The sequence below is a fragment of the Streptomyces violaceus genome, from assembly GCF_036014075.1.
Taxonomy (GTDB): domain Bacteria; phylum Actinomycetota; class Actinomycetes; order Streptomycetales; family Streptomycetaceae; genus Streptomyces; species Streptomyces violaceus.
The window spans coordinates 3,603,266-3,621,028 of record NZ_CP107911.1; the positions used below are offsets into that span (position 1 = coordinate 3,603,266).

A 17,763-nucleotide genomic window follows, 5' to 3' on the forward strand; every position below is an offset into this window, starting at 1 on the left:
CCCAGTGAGTTGATTCGCTGTCGGTGATTAGCTATTGATCACTAACTTTCACGGTCATGAAAGAAGGCACAGCCACGCTCCTCCTTGTCAGTGCTCCAGCCGGCCCTTGATCCGCGCCGACGGGTACAGCCCCTCCCAGACGCGATGCTCGGGAGGGAAGCCCATGGCCGCCAGGCAGTTGACGAGCATCCCGTAGGCCATGAAGGTCGTCGTCTCGTCGACGTCGGCACCCAGCGGCACGTGGACGGTGTCCCACAGCCGCATCCAGCCGGCGCGCACCGACTCGCCGAACTCGTGGTCACCCTCTTCCTCGGCGGCCTTCACAGCGACGTACATCTGCATCTGCATCATGAGCCGCTCGGGCCGCTCCGCGATGACCTTGGTGTACGCGTTCCCCATGGAGTGCAGGGCCTCTTCGCCCTCAAGCCCTTCGGAGGCCTCCGCGAATGTGCGGATCGTGTCCTCCACGCACCGCTGCGCCGCCGCCAGGAAGATCGCCTTCTTGCCGGGGAAGAGCCGGAAGAGATACGGCTGCGAGACGCCGACCCGGCGGGCGATCGCCTCGGTCGACGTGCCGTGGTAGCCGCCGCGGGCGAACTCGATCGTCGCCGCACGGATGACGCTCTCGCGCCTCTCTTCCGCACTCATCCTGACCATGGAAGTAAGTTAGTACGCAATCACTAACTAAGTCAAGGGCACATCGCCGACTCCGTACGCGCAAGGGGCGCCCCGCAATAGAGAGCGCCCCTTACCCGTACTCGTCTCGCCTGCTCAGGCCAGCCGCACGACCGCCCGCGACATGCCCAGCACCTTCTGTCCCGCGCTGGTCGCCGTCAGGTCCACGCGGACGGTGTTGTCGTCGAGCTTGGCCGCGACCTTGCCGGCGACCTCGATCACGGCCCCCTCGTCGTCGTTCGGGACGACGACCGGCTTGGTGAAGCGGACGCCGTACTCGACGACCGCGCCCGGGTCGCCGGCCCAGTCGGTGACCACGCGGATCGCCTCGGCCATGGTGAACATGCCGTGCGCGATGACGTCCGGCAGGCCGACCTCCTTGGCGAACTTCTCGTTCCAGTGGATCGGGTTGAAGTCGCCGGAGGCGCCCGCGTACTGGACGAGGTTCGCGCGGGTCACGGGGAAGGTCTGCGCGGGCAGTTCGGTGCCGACCTCGACGTCGGAGTAGGAGATCTTCGCCGTCATGGGATCGCTCACGCCTCCTCGGCCGCGCGGGCCACGAGCTTGGTCCAGGCGGTCACGACGTGCTCGCCGGCCTCGTCGTGGACCTCGCCTCGGATGTCCAGGATGTCGTTGCCCGCGAGGGACTTGATCGCCTCGATGGTCGAGGTGACCGTGAGCCGGTCGCCGGCGCGGACCGGGCGGCGGTAGGCGAACTTCTGGTCGCCGTGCACCACCCTGCTGTAGTCCAGGCCGAGCTGGGGATCCTGGACGACCTGGCCGGCGGCCTTGAAGGTGATCGAGAAGACGAAGGTCGGCGGCGCGATCACGTCGGGGTGACCGAGTGCCTTGGCGGCCTCCGCGTCCGTGTACGCCGGGTTGGCGTCCCCGACCGCCTCGGCGAACTCACGGATCTTCTCCCGGCCCACCTCGTAGGGCGCGGTGGGCGGGTACGTCCGCCCCACGAAGGACTGGTCGAGCGCCATGGCTCGGTACCTCCTGGTTGCTCTACTGACCGGTACGGGTCATTCAACGACGCGAGGCCGCCCCCGATCACTCGGGAGCGGCCTCGTGTACGAGCCTGTTTTATCGCGTTTCGCGGTGCGCGGTGTGCGCGTTGCAACGCGGGCAGTGCTTCTTCATCTCAAGACGGTCCGGGTTGTTACGCCGGTTCTTCTTGGTGATGTAGTTCCGCTCCTTGCACTCCACGCAGGCCAGCGTGATCTTCGGGCGGACGTCGGTGGCAGCCACGTGAGTGCTCCTTGACGAACGGATAGGATTGGTTTAACGCATAAAAGAGTAGCCGATCGAAGGACCGACCCCGCAATCGGCTACTGTCAGTAGCGGTGACCGGACTTGAACCGGTGACACAGCGATTATGAGCCGCTTGCTCTACCGACTGAGCTACACCGCTGTGATGCGATCGGGCCCCGCCTCGCGGCGGGAACCTCACACACCAGAGCCCCAAAACGGAATCGAACCGTTGACCTTCTCCTTACCATGGAGACGCTCTGCCGACTGAGCTATTGGGGCGAGCGATGAAGACATTACACGCTCGGCAGCCGTTCACCCAAATCCGTTTCGGGGTACCCGCCGCGGGCGCTCGGACCGTCCTGCCGGCAGCCTCGTAAGCGCCTTCCCTTCCGCACAGCGGGCCACACCGGTACGACTATTGCGCTCCTCCCCGCCATGGGCGGGAGGCCGTCCTAGGCTCGACTCACTCTGCGTGATCATGCGTCCTCCCGTGCGCAAGCCCGAGCCCCTGGAGCGCGATGCCCGACAGCCAGCCGCAGCCGCCACCGCCCCCGTCGTCCTCGCCGGGTCCGGCCGACCCGTCGTCGCTGCTGCTGTGCGGGGCGCGGCTCACCGACGGCCGGACCGTGGACGTACGGCTGGGCGGCGGGCGCATCGAGGCGGTCGGGACGGCCGGCAGCCTGGCGGCGGGCGGCACGCGCGCGTGCGGGACACGGGTGGATCTCGGCGGCTATCTGCTCCTGCCGGCCCCGGCCGATCCGCACGCCCACGCCGACACGGCCCTGTCGGCCGACGCCGAGGGGCCGGTCCCGTACGAGCCGCGCGACGTGCAGCGCCGGGCGACCGAGGCCGCGCTGCTCCAGCTCGGGCACGGGGCGACGGCGGTGCGGGCCCACGTGCGCGTGGGTGACGTCCAGGGACTGGGCGCGCTCGAGGCGGTGTTGCAGGCGCGGCGGGCCCTGCGGGGGCTGGCCGAGCTGACGACGGTGGCGATGCCCCGGGTGCTGACCGGCGTGGCCGGGGCGGACGGGCTGGCGGTGCTGCGGGACGCGGTGAAGATGGGCGCCTCGGTGGTGGGTGGCCGGCCCGACCTCGACCCGGATCCGACGGGCTACGTGGAGGCGGTCCTGGAGGTGGCCTCCGAGCACGGCTGCCCCGTCGACCTGCACACGGACGCCGGGGATCCGGCGCGGCTGGCCCGGCTCGCGGCGATGGCGGGCGGGCTGCGTCCCGGCGTGACCTTGAGCCCGTGCGGCGACCTCGGACGGCTGCCCACCGAGGTGGCCTCGCGGACCGCCGACCAGCTCGCGGCGGCCGGAGTGGCGGTGGTGTGCCTGCCGCAGGGCGGCTGCGGTGGTGTGGACCGGCGGGGAGCGGCTCCGGTACGGCTGCTGCGTGCGGCCGGGGTGCGGGTGGCCGCCGGGAGCGGGGCCCTGCGGGACGTGTCGAACCCCGTGGGGCGCGGTGACCCGCTGGAGGCGGCGTTCCTGCTGGCCTCGCGCCATGGGCTGGCGCCCGAGGAGGCGTACGACACGGTGAGCGGGGCGGCGCGGGCGGTGCTGGGGCTGCCCGAGGTGCGCGTGGAGGCGGGCTTCCCGGCCGAACTGCTCGCGGTGCGCGGGGACCGGCTGGCGGGGGCGCTCTCGCTGGCGTACAGCCGGGTGGTGGTGCACCGGGGGCGTGTGGTGGCACGGACCAGCGCGGTCCGGGAGTACTGCGATTCGGCGGCTTCGGTGGAACTGGGGCTGCCGCGGCAGGAGCGGGGGGCGGTGTCGTAGGGCCGGGGCCCTGTAATGGGGCGGGGGGAGGTGTCGCAGGGCCGGGGCCTGCCGTGGGGCGGGGGGAAGTGTCGCAGGGCCGGGTCCCTGCCGTGGGGCGGGGGGAAGTGTCGTAGATCCGGGTCCCTGCCGTGGGGCGGGGGGAAGTGTCGTAGAGCCGGGGCCCTGCCGTGGGGCGGGGGGGGAAGTGTCGCAGGGCCGAAGCCCCTGTCGTGGGGCGGGGGTCGGTGGGGGCGTGGCCGAAGTCGTGCGGCGGATGGGGGCGTCCGGGCGTACGGTCGAAGGCATGCGCATTGTCATCGCTGGTGGTCATGGTCAGATCGCGTTGCGGCTGGAGCGGTTGCTCGCCGCGCGCGGGGACGAGGTAGCGGGGATCATCCGCAAGGCCGAACAGGCCGACGATCTACGGGAGGCCGGTGCCGAACCGGTCGTGCTCGACCTGGAGTCGGCGTCCGTGGACGAGGTCGCGGACCGGCTGCGGGGTGCCGACGCGGCGGTCTTCGCGGCGGGCGCGGGCCCGGGCAGCGGGGCGGCCCGCAAGGACACGGTGGACAAGGCCGCGGCGGTCCTCTTCGCGGACGCGGCGGTGAAGGCGGGCGTACGGCGCCTCGTGGTCGTGTCGTCCATGGGCGCCGATCCGCAGCACGAGGGCGACGAGATCTTCGACGTGTACCAGCGCGCCAAGGGCGAGGCGGACGCGTACGTGCGCGGCCTCAACGCCCTGGACTGGACGATCCTGCGGCCCGGTCAGCTCACCGACGACGCCGGCACCGGGCTCGTCCGCCTGGAGGCGCGCACGGGCCGCGGGCCGATTCCGCGTGACGACGTGGCCGCCGTACTGGCGGAGTTGGTGGACACCGCCGCGACGGCCGGGCTCACCCTGGAGCTGATCAGCGGACCGGCGCCGGTGTCCGTGGCGGTGAAGTCGGTGGCGGGGAACTGAGGGGCCAGGCCCGGCGGTTCGCGGCCGGGCCTCCTCCGCCGGTCGGCGGGGGAACTCCTGGAGTACGCCTAGAACAGGGGCAGTTGGCCGGGGAAGTCCGGCACCGCGTAGCCGTCCAGGGTCGGCTGCTCCGCGCCGGGCCGGGCCTGTCGGCGGGAGCCCGGGCACGAGGTGAGTTCGCCGTGTTCCCGGGCGCCGGGCGGGTCGTGCCGCGCGTACCGCCCGGCGACGACGGCGATCTCGCGGCGGCACTCGGGGCAGATTCTGCGGCGGGAGGACATGGGGCCAGTGTGCCCGCGTGTGCGGCGGGAGGACATGGGGCCAGTGTGCCCGCGTGTGCGGCGTGAGTATGCCTGTCCTCTGCTCCGCGCCTGCTCCCTTCGTCTACTGGGTTCCCGTCTACTCGTCTACGGGGCCGCCACATGCCGGTTGATTAAGTCAATCAATAGGATACGTACGACCGGGTGCGCGCCGCCCGTGTCAGGTCGCTCAGGACTTGCCCGCTCGCCCGACTGCCACGCCGAACCAGTCGGGCATCCGGGCATCCGGGCATCCGGGCGAGCAGTTCATGTGAGACCAGGACGCGCTCAGCCCGTCGCCGCGCCGAACCACCTCGGCAGTCGGCCGAGCAGCTCCCGCTGGTCCTCGCCGGCCCAGGCCACATGGCCGTCCGGTCGCAGCAGGACCGCGGGCGCGTCCAGTTCCTCGCTGACGTCGACGACGTGGTCGACCCGGTCCGCCCAGCCCGCCACCGACAGCCGGCCGGTCTGGTCGAGCAGCAGCCCGCGGCCGCCGCGCATCAGCTCGTAGAGGCGACCCCGCTTCAGCGTCACGTCCCGCAGCCGCCGGCCGAGGAGTTCGTGGCCCTCGCCGAAGTCGTAGCGGACCGCGATCGCGGTGATCTTCTCGATCAGGTACCGGTTCACCTCCTCGAAGTCCATCAGTTCCTCGATCAGCCGGCGCACGGCCCGGGGCCCCGGTTCGGAGAGCAACAGCTCCATCTGCGCACGGGTGTTGTCCAGCACGTTCGCGGCCACCGGGTGCCGTTCGGTCTGGTAGCTGTCCAGCAGTCCCTCCGGTGCCCAGCCGCGCACCTCGGCTGCCAGCTTCCAGCCGAGGTTGAACGCGTCCTGGATCCCGAGGTTGAGCCCCTGCCCGCCCGTCGGCGGGTGGATGTGCGCCGCGTCGCCGGCCAGCAGCACGCGGCCGACGCGGTAGCGCTCGGCCAGCCGCGTGGCGTCGCCGAACCGGGACAGCCAACGCGGCGAATGCACGCCGAAGTCCGTGCCGGCGAAGTGCCGCAGCCGCTCCTTGAACTCCTCCAGGGTCGGCGGAACCGTGCGGTCCGCGGTCACCCCCTCGGCCGGCACGATGACGCGGTACGTCCCGCCTTCGAGGGGCATGGCGCCGAACCGCCACTGAGTCTTGCGGACTTCGGCCACCGCGGCCGCCAGTTCCGGCGGCGGCATGGCCACCTCCATCTCGCCCAGCAGCGTCTCGTGCCGGGCGCGCTCTCCGGGGAAGCCCACGCCGAGCAGCCTGCGCACGGTACTGCGGCCGCCGTCGCAGCCGACGAGGTAGCGCGAGCGCAGCAGTGTGCCGTCGGCCAGTTCGGCGGTCACACCGTCGTCCTCCTGGCCCAGCCCTACCAGCTCGCTGCCGCGCCGGATCTCGGCGCCGATCTCGACGGCGTGCTCGGTCAGCAGGCGCTCGGTGAAGCTCTGCGGGATGCCGAGCACGTACGAATGCGCGGTGTCCAGCCGGTCGGGCCACGACGTGCTGATGCCGGCGAAGAATCCGCCGGTCTCGTACTTCCGGCCGAGCGGGAGGAACCGCTCCAGCAGACCACGCTGGTCCATCAGCTCGATGCTGCGCACATGGATACCGAGTGCCCGGGACTGCCCGGTCGGCTTCGCCAGTCTCTCCAGCACGACCACGTGCACGCCGTGCAGCCGCAGCTCGGCGGCCAGCATCATGCCGGTCGGTCCACCGCCGACAATGATCACATCAATCACGGCAAACCCCATTTTTCGCCTGTTTCTGGCTCCAGGCCGAAGATTCTGCGACACGACCGGGGGCTTGCCGCAAGGGCCCCCGCGCGCTATAAGTTGAGAGTGGCAAGGAGTGCGTGACTCCTTGCCTTTCGTTTTGTCTCCGTGGAGTGGATCAGCGAGAGGGCAGGCGGCTTGGCCGCGCTCCGTGGACCCTTCAGGGCGTCGCAGGCACCCTAAGGCCACACAGATCGCCGCCCGAACTCCCGCAGCCGCCGCAGGCGTTCGCCGCCTTTGTGCCGTAGCCGCCGAGTGAGAGACGCATCACCCTGCTCCGAGGAGCCCGCCTCCGCGGCCACCGCATACGAAAAACCCCCTCCCTCTGCGTCTCCGCAGAGGAAGGGGGTTCTCCCCAGTGTGGCGGCGCCAGGATTCGAACCTGGGAAGGCTGAGCCGGCAGATTTACAGTCTGCTCCCTTTGGCCGCTCGGGCACACCGCCGGGGGTAGCTGCCCGGCGAGCCGCTTTTCGGCGGCGCTCCGTGGCAACGACGTAAACAATACCTGATGTGGCGGGGTGCTTCGCCACCCGATTGATCGGCGCCCGGAGGGCGGGGGGTGGCTAGGCTTGTCCGGATGCGGCCCGGGACCCGAACGGGACCGGCGGCCGCCCACGTACGCCTGTACGCACGATACGCACCCCGATACAAGGAGCCACAGGACATGGCCGACTCCAGTTTCGACATCGTCTCGAAGGTCGAGCGGCAGGAGGTCGACAACGCACTCAACCAGGCCGCCAAGGAGATCTCGCAGCGCTACGACTTCAAGGGCGTGGGCGCCTCGATCTCGTGGTCCGGTGAGCAGATCCTCATGGAGGCGAACTCCGAGGACCGGGTGAAGGCGATCCTCGACGTCTTCCAGTCCAAGCTGATCAAGCGCGGCATCTCGCTGAAGGCTCTGGACGCGGGCGAGCCCCAGCTCTCCGGCAAGGAGTACAAGATCTTCGCTTCGATCAAGGAGGGCATCTCCCAGGACAACGCGAAGAAGGTGGCGAAGACCATCCGCGACGAGGGCCCGAAGGGCGTGAAGGCGCAGGTGCAGGGCGAGGAGCTGCGGGTCAGCTCCAAGAACCGTGACGATCTGCAGGCCGTCATCGCCCTGCTGAAGGGCAAGGACTACGACTTCGCCCTGCAGTTCGTGAACTACCGGTAGGTCCGGTCGGGTCCTCCGGGCTCCCGGTCTGCACTGGTACGAGGAAGGGTGGTCACCTGCCGGTGTCCACCCTTCTCGCCTGCCAGCTGCGGTCGGTGAGCGCGGTCAGTTGCGTGAGTTGCCGAACAGGAGGCGGTAGGCGATCAGGAGGACGAGCGATCCGCCGATCGCCGCGGCCCAGGTCGTGCCGTCGTAGAAGTCCTTGGTGACCGGGTGGTCCATCCAGCGGGCCGAAATCCAGCCGCCGATGAACGCGCCCGCGATGCCGATCAGGGTCGTGCCGATGAGGCCGCCCGGGTCGCGCCCCGGCAGCAGGAACTTCGCGATGGCTCCGGCCAACAGTCCCAGGATGATCCAGCTGATAATGGTCATGCCGTGAACCTGCCCTTTCACGCTGTGCCCGCACTGTCCCGGCCATGTGATCTTGCTCCCGGCAGGCCGTGCTGGTGCGTCGTACGTCGGGCGTACCGCGTGCGTCGTCCTTGCCGCGCGCTTTCACGCCGTCTTGGTGGGGAGGACGCCCTGGCGACGCCCGCCGGTTGCACTGATCAATAGGGTGCGACGCATGTCAGCCTCCGGTTCCGGACTGCGCCGTACCCTCGGCGTGGGGGACGCCGTCGTCATCGGACTCGGCTCGATGTTCGGAGCCGGGATCTTCGCCGCCCTCGCGCCCGCTGCGCACGCGGCCGGGTCCGGGCCGCTCCTCGGGCTCGCCGTCGCCGCCGTGGTCGCCTACTGCAACGCCATGTCGTCGGCTCGCCTCGCCGCCCTGTATCCCGCCTCGGGCGGCACGTACGTCTACGGGCGTGAGCGGCTCGGGGAGTTCTGGGGGTGTCTCGCGGGCTGGTCGTTCGTGGTCGGGAAGACGGCCTCCTGTGCGGCGCGCTCACCGTGGGCACGTACGTCTGGCCGGGGCAGGCGCATGCGGTGGCGGTCGCGGCCGTGGTGGCGCTGACCGCGGTGAACTACGGCGGAGTACAGAAGTCCGCCTGGTTGCCGCGGGTGATCGTGGCGGTGGTCCTGGCTGTCCTCGCTTCCGTGGTGGTCGGGTGTCTGGTGTCCGGTGAGGCCGATGCCGGGCGGCTGGACATCGAGGCCTCGGGCGGTGCGGGCGGCGTGCTTGAGGCGGCCGGCCTGCTGTTCTTTCGCGTTCGCCGGGTACGCCCGTATCGCGACCCTCGGTGAGGAGGTACGCGACCCGGCGCGCACCATTCCGCGCGGGATTCCGCTGGCGTTGGGCATCACGCTGGTGGGGGCAGACGCTTCGCGGCTGTTGCCGGTCAGGTTCTCTTGGCCCCTGCCCGTCCGGCTCTGGCGACTGCCGCCGGCCAGGCTCTGGTGACTGCCACACGTCGGGCCTTGTGGCTGCGCCGGTCAGGGGCCTCTCACCGTGTCTGCGGGCTCGGGATGCGAAGCCCGGTCCCTTGAGCGGGGCTTGTGGGTCCTGGCCGTTACTCGGGTCGGCAACTGCTCGATCGCGGTCATGGGTTCATCATGCAGGCCGCCGCTGACAGCCGGGCGGGCCTGTGGATAACGCCCGGCCTGTGAAAATCGGGTCGGGTTGCCCCGCCGTCAGCGGGCCGCGAACGGCTCGTTCGACCGGACGATGTCGCGGCCCAGCGGGAGCAGCGAGACCGGGATGAGCTTGAAGTTGGCGATACCGAGCGGGATGCCGATGATCGTGACGCACAGGGCGATGCCGGTGGCGATGTGGCCGAGGGTCAGCCACCAGCCCGCGAGCACCAGCCACAGCACGTTGCCCACACAGGACGGCGCGCCCGCTTCACGGCGCTCGACCGTCGTGTACCCGAAGGGCCACAGGGCATAGACGCCGATGCGGAAGGCCGCGATGCCGAACGGGATCCCGATGATGGTGATGCAGAGGAGCAGGCCCGCGAGCATGTAGGCGAGGAACAGCCAGAATCCGCTCAGGACGAGCCATATGACGTTCAGGATGGTCTTCACTGGTTCCCACCTGCCATCTTCTCGAGGCGTGCGATGCGTTCCGCCATCGGCGGATGCGTGGAGAACATCTTCGAGAGGCCCTGGCCGGGGCGAAACGGGTTCGCGATCATCATGTGACTGGCGGTCTCGATACGCGGCTCGGGGGGCAGCGGGAGCTGCTTCGTGCCGAGTTCGAGCTTGCGCAGGGCGCTGGCCAGGGCGAGTGGGTCGCCGGTGAGCTGGGCGCCGGAGGCGTCCGCCTGGTACTCCCGGGAGCGGCTGATGGCCAGTTGGATGAGCGAGGCGGCGAGCGGGCCCAGGATCATGATCAGCAGCATGCCGAGCAGGCCGGGGCCGTCATCGTCGTCCGAGCGCCCGATCGGGATCAGCCAGGCGAAGTTGACCAGGAACATGATCACGGAGGCAAGGGCACCGGCGACCGACGAGATGAGGATGTCGCGGTTGTAGACATGGCTGAGCTCGTGGCCGATGACGCCGCGCAGCTCGCGTTCGTCGAGGAGGCGCAGGATTCCTTCGGTGCAGCACACAGCGGCGTTGCGCGGGTTGCGGCCCGTGGCGAAGGCGTTGGGCGCCTCCGTCGGGGAGATGTACAGGCGCGGCATGGGCTGGCGGGCCTGGGTGGAGAGTTCGCGGACCATGCGGTAGAGCCCCGGGGCCTCGAACTCGCTCACCGGACGGGCCCGCATCGCGCGCAGTGCCAGCTTGTCGCTGTTCCAGTAGGCGTACGCGTTGGTGGCCAGCGCTACCCCGACGGCGATGACGAGCCCCATGCGGCCGAAAAAGCTGCCGATGACGATGATGACGGCGGACAGTCCCCCGAGGAGGACTGCGGTCCTGAGCCCGTTGTGCCGGCGGTGCACGGTACGCCCTCCAAGTGGTGCGGCAGGGGGACCCTTGCTAGGTGATCTGCGGTGCCACTGGTGCCGTGGTGTCACGTCCAGTGGACCCTCCCGTACTGGTCAACGCCAGGCGGGGAGCACTAGTTCCCTTGTGCGTGCGGCGGCGGGTATGGGCCGTCCGGGTGAACGGCGCCGGGAAGCGGCACGCGCGCGTGGGGAGGCGGGTGCCCCACACGCGCGTGGCGAAAGCGGCTGTCGTTCAGAAGAGGGCGGTGTCGGTGAAGCGCAGGACGAGCTGGGGTGCCCCGGACAGGACGATGCCGAGGACACCGGTCAGGGCGATCGCGGCGGTGAGAGGGGCAGGTACGCGATGCTTCTCGGGCTCGCCCTCAGGGGCGCGGAAGAGCAGGGTCGTCCACTGGAGGTAGTAGAACAGCGCGATGACGACGTTCACGGCCATGATCACGGCCAGCCAGCCGAGGCCTGCGTCGACGGCCGCAGCGAAGACGGTGACCTTGGCGAAGAGGCCGATGATGCCCGGCGGCAGTCCGGCGAGGCAGAGCAGGAAGAACGCCAGGAGCAGGGCGGACAGGGGGCTCGACGCGTACAGGCCGCGGTAGTCGGCGACGCGGTTGAAGGACTTCGTACGGCCGACGAGCGCGGCCACGGCGAAGGCCCCGAGGTTCACGGCGCCGTACATCAGGGCGTAGGCCACGGTGGAGCCGACCGACTTCTCGGCGTCCCCGGAGTACGCGGCGGCGGCGATCGGTACGAGCAGATAGCCGGCCTGGCCGACGGACGACCAGGCGAGCAGGCGGACCGCGCTGTACGCGCGCGTGGCCTGTTGGCGCAGGGCTCCGACGTTGCCCACGGTCATGGTGAGCGCGGCCAGGACCGCCAGGGCCGGGCCCCAGAGGTCGGCGTACGACGGTAGGGCCACGACCGTCACGAGGATCAGGCCGCTGAAGCCGACCGCCTTGCCGATGACCGACAGGTAGGCGGCGATGGGCAGGGGCGCCCCCACGTAGGTGTCGGGCACCCAGAAGTGGAAGGGCACGGCGGCCGTCTTGAAGGCGAAGCCGACGAGGGTGAGGACGACGCCGGTCTGGGCGAGCGTGTGGAGCTGTCCGTCGACGTTCTGGATGCGGTCGGCGACCTGGGTGAGGTAGAGGGTGCCCGTGGAGGCGTACACGAAGCTGATGCCCATGAGGCTGACCGCGGTGGCGGTGACCGAGGACAGGAAGAACTTCAGGGCCGCTTCGGAGGACTTCCGGTCGCCGTACTTCAGGCCGACCAGCGCGAAGGCGGGCAGGGAGGCGACCTCCAGGGCGACGATCAGGGTCGCGAGGTCGCGGGAGGCGGGCAGGAGGGCGGCGCCGGCCGCGGAGGACAGCAGCAGGAACCAGTACTCCCCTTCGGGCAGCTCCTTGCGGCCGTCCTTCAGGGCGGTGACCGACAGAAGGGCGGTGAGGAGGGCCCCGCCGAGGACCAGGAACTGGATGACCAGGGTGAAGCGGTCGGCCGTGTAGCTGCAGACGGTGGCGTCGCCGGTCAGGCAGAAGGTGCTGCGGTCGCCGTCCAGGAGGGGCAGCAGCATCAGTGTGGCGACGGCCAGGCCCGCCACCGACGTCCAGCCGAGCAGCGTCTTGCGGTGCTCGGCGACGAACAGGTCGGCGACCAGGACGACGAGTCCGACCACCGCCGCGATGGTGGGCGGCGCGATCGCGAGCCAGTCGACGGACTGGACCAGCGACGCGGCCAGGGGCTGGGCCGGGGAGCTCATCGGGTGCCTCCTGCGAGGAGCTGCTGTACGGCCGGGTCGCTCAGGCCGAGGAGAGCCTTGGGCCACAGGCCCGCGACGACGGTGAGGGCGACGAGCGGGGTCCAGGCCGCGAGCTCGTACGAGCGGACGTCGGTCAGCTTCGGGGCGTCGTGCGGCAGGGCGCCCATGCAGACGCGGCGGACCACGATCAGCAGGTACGCGGCCGTCAGCAGGGTGCCGAACGCGCCGATCGCCATGAAGGTGAGGAAGGCGGGTCGGCTGAGGCCCGCGGCGGGCTGGAACGCGCCGAACAGTGCCAGCATCTCGCCCCAGAAGCCGGCCAGGCCCGGCAGGCCGAGCGAGGCGACCGCGGCGAAGGCGAGCAGGCCGCCGAGGCGCGGGGCCTTGCCGTAGAGCGCGGCTCCGGTCTCCTCGGCGAGGGTGTCGAGATCGGTGGTGCCGGTCCGGTCCTTCAGCGCGCCGACCAGGAAGAAGAGCAGGCCGGTGATGAGGCCGTGGGCGATGTTGGCGAAGAGGGCGCCGTTCACACCGGTCGGGGTCATGGTGGCGATGCCGAGCAGGACGAAGCCCATGTGACCGACGGAGGAGTAGGCGATGAGGCGCTTGAGGTCGCCCTTCGCGCCCTGCTTGGCGAGGGCCAGGCAGGCCAGGGATCCGTAGATGATGCCGACGACGGCGAGCGCCGCGAGGTAGGGCGCGAAGGTGCGGAAGCCGTCGGGCGCGATGGGCAGCAGGATCCGGACGAACCCGTACGTACCCATCTTCAGCAGGACACCGGCCAGCAGGACCGAGCCGACGGTCGGCGCGGCGGTGTGGGCGTCGGGCAGCCAGCTGTGAAGCGGCCACATCGGCGTCTTGACCGCGAGGCCGATCCCGATCGACAGAACGGCGATGACCTGCACGGATGTGCTCAGCGACCGGCCGTTGTCAGTGGCGAGTGCCATCATGTCGAACGTGCCCGCCTTGAGCCCGATCAGGAGCAGGCCGAGCAGCATGACCACGGAGCCGAGCAGCGTGTAGAGGATGAACCGCCAGGCGGCCTGGCTCCGGCCCTCGCCGCCCCAGCGGGCGATGAGGAAGTACATCGGGATGAGGACCATCTCGAAGGCGAGGAAGAACAGCAGCAGGTCGAGGACGGCGAAGGTCGCGAGCGTGCCGGACTCGAGGACGAGCAGCAGCGCGACGAAGGCCTTCGGGGTCGGCCCCGCGGGCATTTTGAAGTACGAGTAGAGCGCGCAGAGGAAGGTCAGCAGCGCGGTCAGGACCAGAAGGGGGAGGGAGATGCCGTCGATGCCGAGGTGGATGCGTACGTCGAGTGCGGGGATCCAGCTGATGTCCGTGCTGGCCTGCATCTTCGACGGCTGGTCGTGGTCGAAGCCGAGCGCGAGGACGATCGCCGCGATGAGGACCGCGCCGGTGACGGTGACGCCGTGCCGGAGAACCGCCTGCTCGGGTGACTTCCCCTTCAGCCCGGGCGGGGCCGGCAGCAGAGCCGCGGCGGCGCCGAGGAGCGGGCCGACGACGATGAACGCCAGAAGGACCTGCATCACGGACTCGTTGATATCGATCACGCCTGCTCACGCTCCCGTGGCGACGAGGACGGCGGCGACCGCGAGGACGACGGTGCCGGCGAGCAGCGCGCTCACATAGGTCTGGACGTTGCCGGTCTGGGCGCGTCGTACGGCGGCGCCGAGCCAGCGGGGCAGCGCACCCGCACCGCGTACGTAGGTCTCGACGACCTCGCGGTCGAGGAACCGGACGAGGCTCGCTCCGGCCTGGACCCGGCGGACGAAGAGCGCCGTGTACACGGCGTCCAGGTGGAAGCCTGCGGCCGCGTGCCGGTGCAGGGGGCCGAGCAGGAGCCGTCCCGGGTCGGCGGGGTCGGGCGCGTAGGCGATGTCCCCGTAGGCCGGCTCGTGGGTGGCGATGGCTTCCGCCTCGACCTGGGCGGCGTCGCCCTCGGGGTGGGCCGCGACCGCGCCCAGCGGGACTCGTGCCGTGAGCGCGGTGGTGTGCCGCCAGGCGCCGTAGGTGATGATGCCGCCGACCAGGGCCACGCCGGTGCCGAGCACGGAGGTGGTGAGGGTCGGGCCGAGGTCGCGGCCGTCGAACCAGTCGGGCAGCAGGCGGAAGGCGAATCCGCCGAGGGCCAGGGAGGGGGCGGCCAGTACCCACAGCACGACGGTCATCGTCAGCGGCTCCTTGCCGTGGTCGGGGGCTTCGGTGCCCCGGCCCCGGAAGGCCAGCAGCCACAGGCGCATCGCGTAGGCGGCGGTGAGCACGGCCGTGAGCAGGCCGGCGACGAGGACGATCCAGCCCGCGGCGGCGGGGGCGTGCTCGGTGTGTCCGGTGACGACGTGCTCGGCGACGCCGAGGACGGCCTCCTTGGAGAAGAAGCCGCTGAAGGGCGGGATCGCGGCGAGCGCGAGCAGCGCCACGGTCATCGTCCAGTAGGCGTCGGGGACGCGGTCGCGCAGGTTCCGCATGCGGGACATGGCGGCGAGCGAGTTGGTGCCGGCGGCGTGGATGATCACGCCGGCCGCGAGGAACAGCAGCGCCTTGAAGGCGCCGTGGGACAGGAGGTGGAAGACGGCGGCTCCGCGGTCGCCGACGGCGAGGGCGCCGGTCATGTAGCCGAGCTGGCCGATCGTCGAGTAGGCGAGGACGCGCTTGATGTCGTCCTGGGCGAGCGCGGCGAGCGCCGAGCCGGCCATGGTGACGGCTGCCATGACGGCGAGGACGACCATCGCGGCCTGGGAGGCCTCGAAGACCGGGAGGAGACGGGCGATGAAGTAGACACCGGCGGCGACCATCGTCGCGGCGTGGATCAGCGCGGAGACGGGGGTGGGGCCCGCCATCGCGTCGGGGAGCCAGGTGTGCAGCGGGAACTGCGCCGACTTGCCCGCCACGCCCGCGAGGAGCAGCAGGGCGATCAGCGTCGGGTGGTCGAGCGCACCGCTCGCGACGGCGCCGAGGACCTTCGTGATGCGGAAGGAGTCGGCGTCGGTGGCGAGGGCGAACAGGCCGATGAGGAAGGGGACGTCGCCGAGCTTGGTGACCAGGAAGGCCTTGAGGGAGGCGGCGCGGGCTTCCGGGGTCTCCCAGTAGTGGCCGACCAGGAAGTAGGAGCAGATGCCCATGACTTCCCAGCCGACCAGCAGCACGATCAGGTCGCCGGAGTAGACGACCAGGAACATCGCGGAGGTGAACAGGGAGACGAGAGCGGCGTACGAGGAGTAGCGCGGGTCGTCGCGCAGATAGCCCGTCGAGTAGATCTGCACACAGGAGGCGAGGAGGCCGACCACGACGGCGACGAGGGCGGCGAAGCCGTCGATGTGCAGGGCGAGTTCGATCGGGACCGAGCCGGTCGGGGTGAGTTCCGTGGCCGCGTTGACGGCCGTGTCACCGCCCTGGCGTACGGCGACCAGCGCGGCGAGCACCAGGGAGGCGAGCGTCGGCAGGACGGCGAGCGGGCGGACGAAACCGGGTGCGGTGCGGCCCAGGAGCAGGCCGGCGACGGCGCCGAGGAACGGAAGGAGGGGGACGAGGACGGCGAGGGTGGTCGTGGTCACGCGGTGGCCTCAGCCTTCTGGGCCTCGTCGGACCGCTCGGCCGTGAGGGCGTCGTGGTCGGGGCCGTCGGAGTCGTGCCGTTCGGCGGTGTCGCGGAGCCTGTCGATGTCCGCGGTGCCGCGGTTGCGGTGGACGGCGAGGACGATCGCCAGGCCGATGCCGATCTCGGCGGCGGCGATGGCGATGGTGAACAGGGTCAGGGCCTGGCCGGAGTGCAGGGTCTCCTCGGCGGTCTTGCTGAGCCAGACGTCGAAGGCGACCAGGTTGAGGTTGACGGCGTTGAGCATCAGCTCGACCGACATCAGGACCAGGATCGCGTTGCGACGGGCGAGGACGCCGTACAGGCCCGTGCAGAAGAGAAGGGCGGAGAGAACGGCGGGATAGGCGAGGTGCATCAGCGGGTGCCTTCCTTCTCGTCCTTCTTGCTCCGGCCGGCCGGGGTGCCATCGGCTGGGGTGCCATCGGCTGGGGCGCTCTCGGGCGCGGTCGCCGCGTCGGCCTTCGCCTTGCGGGACAGGACGATCGCGCCGACCAGGGCGGCGAGGAGGAGGACGGAGAGGGCCTCGAAGGGGAGGACCCAGTTCTGGAAGAGGCTGGCGCCGGTGGCCTCGGTGGAACCGGCGGCGGGGCCGTCCAGGTCGATCCAGGTCGTGCGGAAGGCGTCGACGACGACCCAGACCAGGGCGGCGGCCGCGGCGAGGGCCACGGTGAGGGCGGCCCAGCGGTTGCCGGAGTCGGCGTCCGGGGAGTGGCCGATCGGGGCCCTGGTGAGCATCAGTCCGAACAGGAGGAGGACGACGACGGAACCGACGTAGATGAGGACCTGCACCCAGGCGATGAACTCGGCGGTGAGCAGGAGGTACTCGACGGCCAGGCCGCCGAGGGTCACCACCAGCCACAGGGCGGCGTGCACCAGCTGCCGGGTGGTCACGGTGACGATCGCGGCGCCGAAGGTGACCAGGCCGACGAGGAGGAAGGCGATCTCGACGCCGGTCGGGGAGAGGAAGCCGTGGCTTTCGGCGGCCGAGGTGGTGGCGTGCGCTGCCGAGGCGGTGGCTTGTGCCGCTGTCGTGGCGGCTGCGGCCAGGGTCATTCCTGTCCCTCCTGCCCGTCCGCGGGCCGCTGCCTCGGCTGGTCGGTCTGCTGCCGGGAGTCGCCTGCCGGACGGGTGGGGGCTTCCGCCGCGCGGGCCTGCTGGTCGGCGGCGGACTCGGTGGGCGCGGGCTGCTGCTGGGCCGCGAGTTTCTCGGCGGTCTTTCGGGCGGTGACGACTTCCTTCGGCTCCTCCGCGGCGGGGTCGAGGGCCGGCGGGGCCGGGACGGTCCACATCCACTCGCGGAGCTTGTCGCGCTCGTGGGTGAGGTCGTGGATGTCGGTCTCGGCGTACTCGAACTCCGGGGACCAGAACAGGGCGTCGAAGGGACAGACCTCGATGCAGATACCGCAGTACATGCACAGGGAGAAGTCGATGGCGAAGCGGTCGAGGACGTTGCGGCTGCGTTCGCGGCCGCCGGGGGTCGCCGCCGGGACCGTCTCCTTGTGGGAGTCGATGTAGATGCACCAGTCCGGGCACTCGCGGGCGCACAGCATGCAGACCGTGCAGTTCTCCTCGAACAGGCCGATCACACCGCGGGTTCGGGGCGGGAGGTCGGGCTGGGCGTCCGGGTACTGCGCGGTGACGGACTTCTTCGTCATCGTGCGGAGGGTGACGGCCAGGCCCTTGGCGAGGCCGGAGCCGGGGATGGGGGCCATG

The 17,763-nt window shown here is 70.6% G+C and carries 18 protein-coding genes, 3 tRNA genes and 1 pseudogene; 4 read left to right on the forward strand and 18 right to left on the reverse strand.

The window, feature by feature from the left end; all coding sequences use genetic code 11:
* Window positions 1-87 precede the first annotated feature (87 nt).
* The 6 genes from OG542_RS16080 to OG542_RS16105 all read right to left on the reverse strand — a co-directional run bounded on the left by OG542_RS16080 (window position 88) and on the right by OG542_RS16105 (window position 2,208).
* Window positions 88-657 (reverse strand): TetR/AcrR family transcriptional regulator, encoded by a 570-nt coding sequence (locus tag OG542_RS16080; RefSeq protein ID WP_328411580.1) that lies wholly within the window; start codon window positions 655-657, stop codon window positions 88-90.
* Between the two features lie 114 nt (window positions 658-771).
* On the reverse strand, window positions 772-1,200 hold the full coding sequence (locus OG542_RS16085) for a MaoC family dehydratase (RefSeq protein WP_193482592.1): 429 nt from the start codon (window positions 1,198-1,200) through the stop codon (window positions 772-774).
* A gap of 8 nt (window positions 1,201-1,208) precedes the next feature.
* A complete protein-coding gene (locus OG542_RS16090; protein ID WP_311127280.1) occupies window positions 1,209-1,661 on the reverse strand; it encodes a MaoC family dehydratase N-terminal domain-containing protein in 453 nt (150 codons plus the stop codon).
* Between the two features lie 100 nt (window positions 1,662-1,761).
* Complete coding sequence (rpmG, locus tag OG542_RS16095) at window positions 1,762-1,926, reverse strand: 50S ribosomal protein L33 (RefSeq protein ID WP_003948671.1); 165 nt, start codon at window positions 1,924-1,926, stop codon at window positions 1,762-1,764.
* A 90-nt stretch (window positions 1,927-2,016) separates the two neighbouring features.
* A tRNA-Met gene (locus OG542_RS16100) sits at window positions 2,017-2,089 on the reverse strand.
* Window positions 2,090-2,135: 46 nt separating this feature from the next.
* Window positions 2,136-2,208: transfer RNA gene (locus tag OG542_RS16105), tRNA-Thr, on the reverse strand.
* A gap of 239 nt (window positions 2,209-2,447) precedes the next feature.
* Here OG542_RS16105 and OG542_RS16110 point away from each other — a divergent pair.
* On the forward strand, window positions 2,448-3,707 hold the full coding sequence (locus OG542_RS16110) for an amidohydrolase family protein (RefSeq protein WP_328411582.1): 1,260 nt from the start codon (window positions 2,448-2,450) through the stop codon (window positions 3,705-3,707).
* 286 nt (window positions 3,708-3,993) lie between these two features.
* On the forward strand, window positions 3,994-4,650 hold the full coding sequence (locus OG542_RS16115) for an NAD(P)H-binding protein (RefSeq protein WP_193482377.1): 657 nt from the start codon (window positions 3,994-3,996) through the stop codon (window positions 4,648-4,650).
* 68 nt (window positions 4,651-4,718) lie between these two features.
* On the opposite strand, the gene OG542_RS16120 is transcribed toward OG542_RS16115, so the two are convergent.
* The 3 genes from OG542_RS16120 to OG542_RS16130 all read right to left on the reverse strand — a co-directional run bounded on the left by OG542_RS16120 (window position 4,719) and on the right by OG542_RS16130 (window position 7,141).
* On the reverse strand, window positions 4,719-4,931 hold the full coding sequence (locus OG542_RS16120; protein ID WP_193482378.1) for a hypothetical protein: 213 nt from the start codon (window positions 4,929-4,931) through the stop codon (window positions 4,719-4,721).
* Window positions 4,932-5,237: 306 nt separating this feature from the next.
* Window positions 5,238-6,665: a rifampin monooxygenase gene (gene rox / locus OG542_RS16125; protein WP_328411586.1), complete on the reverse strand. Its 1,428-nt coding sequence runs from the start codon at window positions 6,663-6,665 to the stop codon at window positions 5,238-5,240.
* A 394-nt stretch (window positions 6,666-7,059) separates the two neighbouring features.
* A tRNA-Tyr gene (locus OG542_RS16130) sits at window positions 7,060-7,141 on the reverse strand.
* A gap of 221 nt (window positions 7,142-7,362) precedes the next feature.
* Between OG542_RS16130 and OG542_RS16135 the strand changes: the two genes are divergently transcribed.
* Window positions 7,363-7,851, forward strand: a complete 489-nt coding sequence (locus OG542_RS16135) for a YajQ family cyclic di-GMP-binding protein (protein WP_184591494.1) — start codon at window positions 7,363-7,365, stop codon at window positions 7,849-7,851.
* Between the two features lie 105 nt (window positions 7,852-7,956).
* Here the strand turns inward: OG542_RS16135 and OG542_RS16140 are convergent, their stop codons facing one another.
* Complete coding sequence (locus OG542_RS16140; protein ID WP_184591496.1) at window positions 7,957-8,223, reverse strand: GlsB/YeaQ/YmgE family stress response membrane protein; 267 nt, start codon at window positions 8,221-8,223, stop codon at window positions 7,957-7,959.
* 193 nt (window positions 8,224-8,416) lie between these two features.
* Between OG542_RS16140 and OG542_RS16145 the strand changes: the two are divergent.
* Window positions 8,417-9,103: pseudogene (locus OG542_RS16145) on the forward strand (APC family permease); the annotation flags it as partial.
* Between the two features lie 320 nt (window positions 9,104-9,423).
* Here the strand turns inward: OG542_RS16145 and OG542_RS16150 are convergent.
* From OG542_RS16150 to OG542_RS16185, 8 genes are all read right to left on the reverse strand, one after another.
* Window positions 9,424-9,816, reverse strand: a complete 393-nt coding sequence (locus OG542_RS16150; RefSeq protein ID WP_193482381.1) for a YccF domain-containing protein — start codon at window positions 9,814-9,816, stop codon at window positions 9,424-9,426.
* Window positions 9,813-10,676, reverse strand: coding sequence for a zinc metalloprotease HtpX (gene htpX, locus OG542_RS16155; RefSeq protein WP_311127277.1), 864 nt, complete (start codon window positions 10,674-10,676; stop codon window positions 9,813-9,815). Before htpX ends, OG542_RS16150 begins: the two co-directional genes overlap by 4 nt.
* Window positions 10,677-10,914: 238 nt before the next feature.
* Complete coding sequence (locus OG542_RS16160) at window positions 10,915-12,438, reverse strand: NADH-quinone oxidoreductase subunit N (RefSeq protein ID WP_328411588.1); 1,524 nt, start codon at window positions 12,436-12,438, stop codon at window positions 10,915-10,917.
* Window positions 12,435-14,009 carry a complex I subunit 4 family protein gene (locus OG542_RS16165; RefSeq protein ID WP_328411590.1) on the reverse strand — a complete coding sequence of 525 codons (1,575 nt, stop codon included), beginning with the start codon at window positions 14,007-14,009 and terminating at the stop codon, window positions 12,435-12,437. The genes OG542_RS16160 and OG542_RS16165 overlap by 4 nt, the downstream gene beginning before the upstream one ends.
* A gap of 6 nt (window positions 14,010-14,015) precedes the next feature.
* Window positions 14,016-16,010, reverse strand: coding sequence for an NADH-quinone oxidoreductase subunit 5 family protein (locus tag OG542_RS16170; RefSeq protein WP_328411592.1), 1,995 nt, complete (start codon window positions 16,008-16,010; stop codon window positions 14,016-14,018).
* A complete protein-coding gene (gene nuoK / locus OG542_RS16175; protein WP_261680559.1) occupies window positions 16,007-16,405 on the reverse strand; it encodes an NADH-quinone oxidoreductase subunit NuoK in 399 nt (132 codons plus the stop codon). Before nuoK ends, OG542_RS16170 begins: the two co-directional genes overlap by 4 nt.
* Window positions 16,405-17,103 (reverse strand): NADH-quinone oxidoreductase subunit J family protein, encoded by a 699-nt coding sequence (locus OG542_RS16180; RefSeq protein WP_328411594.1) that lies wholly within the window; start codon window positions 17,101-17,103, stop codon window positions 16,405-16,407. Before OG542_RS16180 ends, nuoK begins: the two co-directional genes overlap by 1 nt.
* Window positions 17,100-17,762, reverse strand: coding sequence for a NuoI/complex I 23 kDa subunit family protein (locus tag OG542_RS16185; RefSeq protein ID WP_193482388.1), 663 nt, complete (start codon window positions 17,760-17,762; stop codon window positions 17,100-17,102). The genes OG542_RS16180 and OG542_RS16185 overlap by 4 nt, the downstream gene beginning before the upstream one ends.
* Window position 17,763 lies beyond the last annotated feature (1 nt).

Excerpts from the sequence above, each read along its gene's own strand:
- OG542_RS16080 (WP_328411580.1), bottom strand. The coding sequence starts at position 657 with ATGGTCAGGATGAGTGCGGAAGAGAGGCGCGAGAGCGTCATCCGTGCG.
- OG542_RS16085 (WP_193482592.1), bottom strand. The coding sequence starts at position 1,200 with ATGACGGCGAAGATCTCCTACTCCGACGTCGAGGTCGGCACCGAACTG.
- OG542_RS16090 (WP_311127280.1), bottom strand. The coding sequence starts at position 1,661 with ATGGCGCTCGACCAGTCCTTCGTGGGGCGGACGTACCCGCCCACCGCG.
- OG542_RS16110 (WP_328411582.1), top strand. The coding sequence starts at position 2,448 with ATGCCCGACAGCCAGCCGCAGCCGCCACCGCCCCCGTCGTCCTCGCCG.
- OG542_RS16115 (WP_193482377.1), top strand. The coding sequence starts at position 3,994 with ATGCGCATTGTCATCGCTGGTGGTCATGGTCAGATCGCGTTGCGGCTG.
- OG542_RS16120 (WP_193482378.1), bottom strand. The coding sequence starts at position 4,931 with ATGTCCTCCCGCCGCAGAATCTGCCCCGAGTGCCGCCGCGAGATCGCC.
- OG542_RS16135 (WP_184591494.1), top strand. The coding sequence starts at position 7,363 with ATGGCCGACTCCAGTTTCGACATCGTCTCGAAGGTCGAGCGGCAGGAG.
- OG542_RS16140 (WP_184591496.1), bottom strand. The coding sequence starts at position 8,223 with ATGACCATTATCAGCTGGATCATCCTGGGACTGTTGGCCGGAGCCATC.
- OG542_RS16160 (WP_328411588.1), bottom strand. The coding sequence starts at position 12,438 with ATGAGCTCCCCGGCCCAGCCCCTGGCCGCGTCGCTGGTCCAGTCCGTC.
- nuoK (WP_261680559.1), bottom strand. The coding sequence starts at position 16,405 with ATGCACCTCGCCTATCCCGCCGTTCTCTCCGCCCTTCTCTTCTGCACG.
- OG542_RS16180 (WP_328411594.1), bottom strand. The coding sequence starts at position 17,103 with ATGACCCTGGCCGCAGCCGCCACGACAGCGGCACAAGCCACCGCCTCG.
- OG542_RS16185 (WP_193482388.1), bottom strand. The coding sequence starts at position 17,762 with ATGGCCCCCATCCCCGGCTCCGGCCTCGCCAAGGGCCTGGCCGTCACC.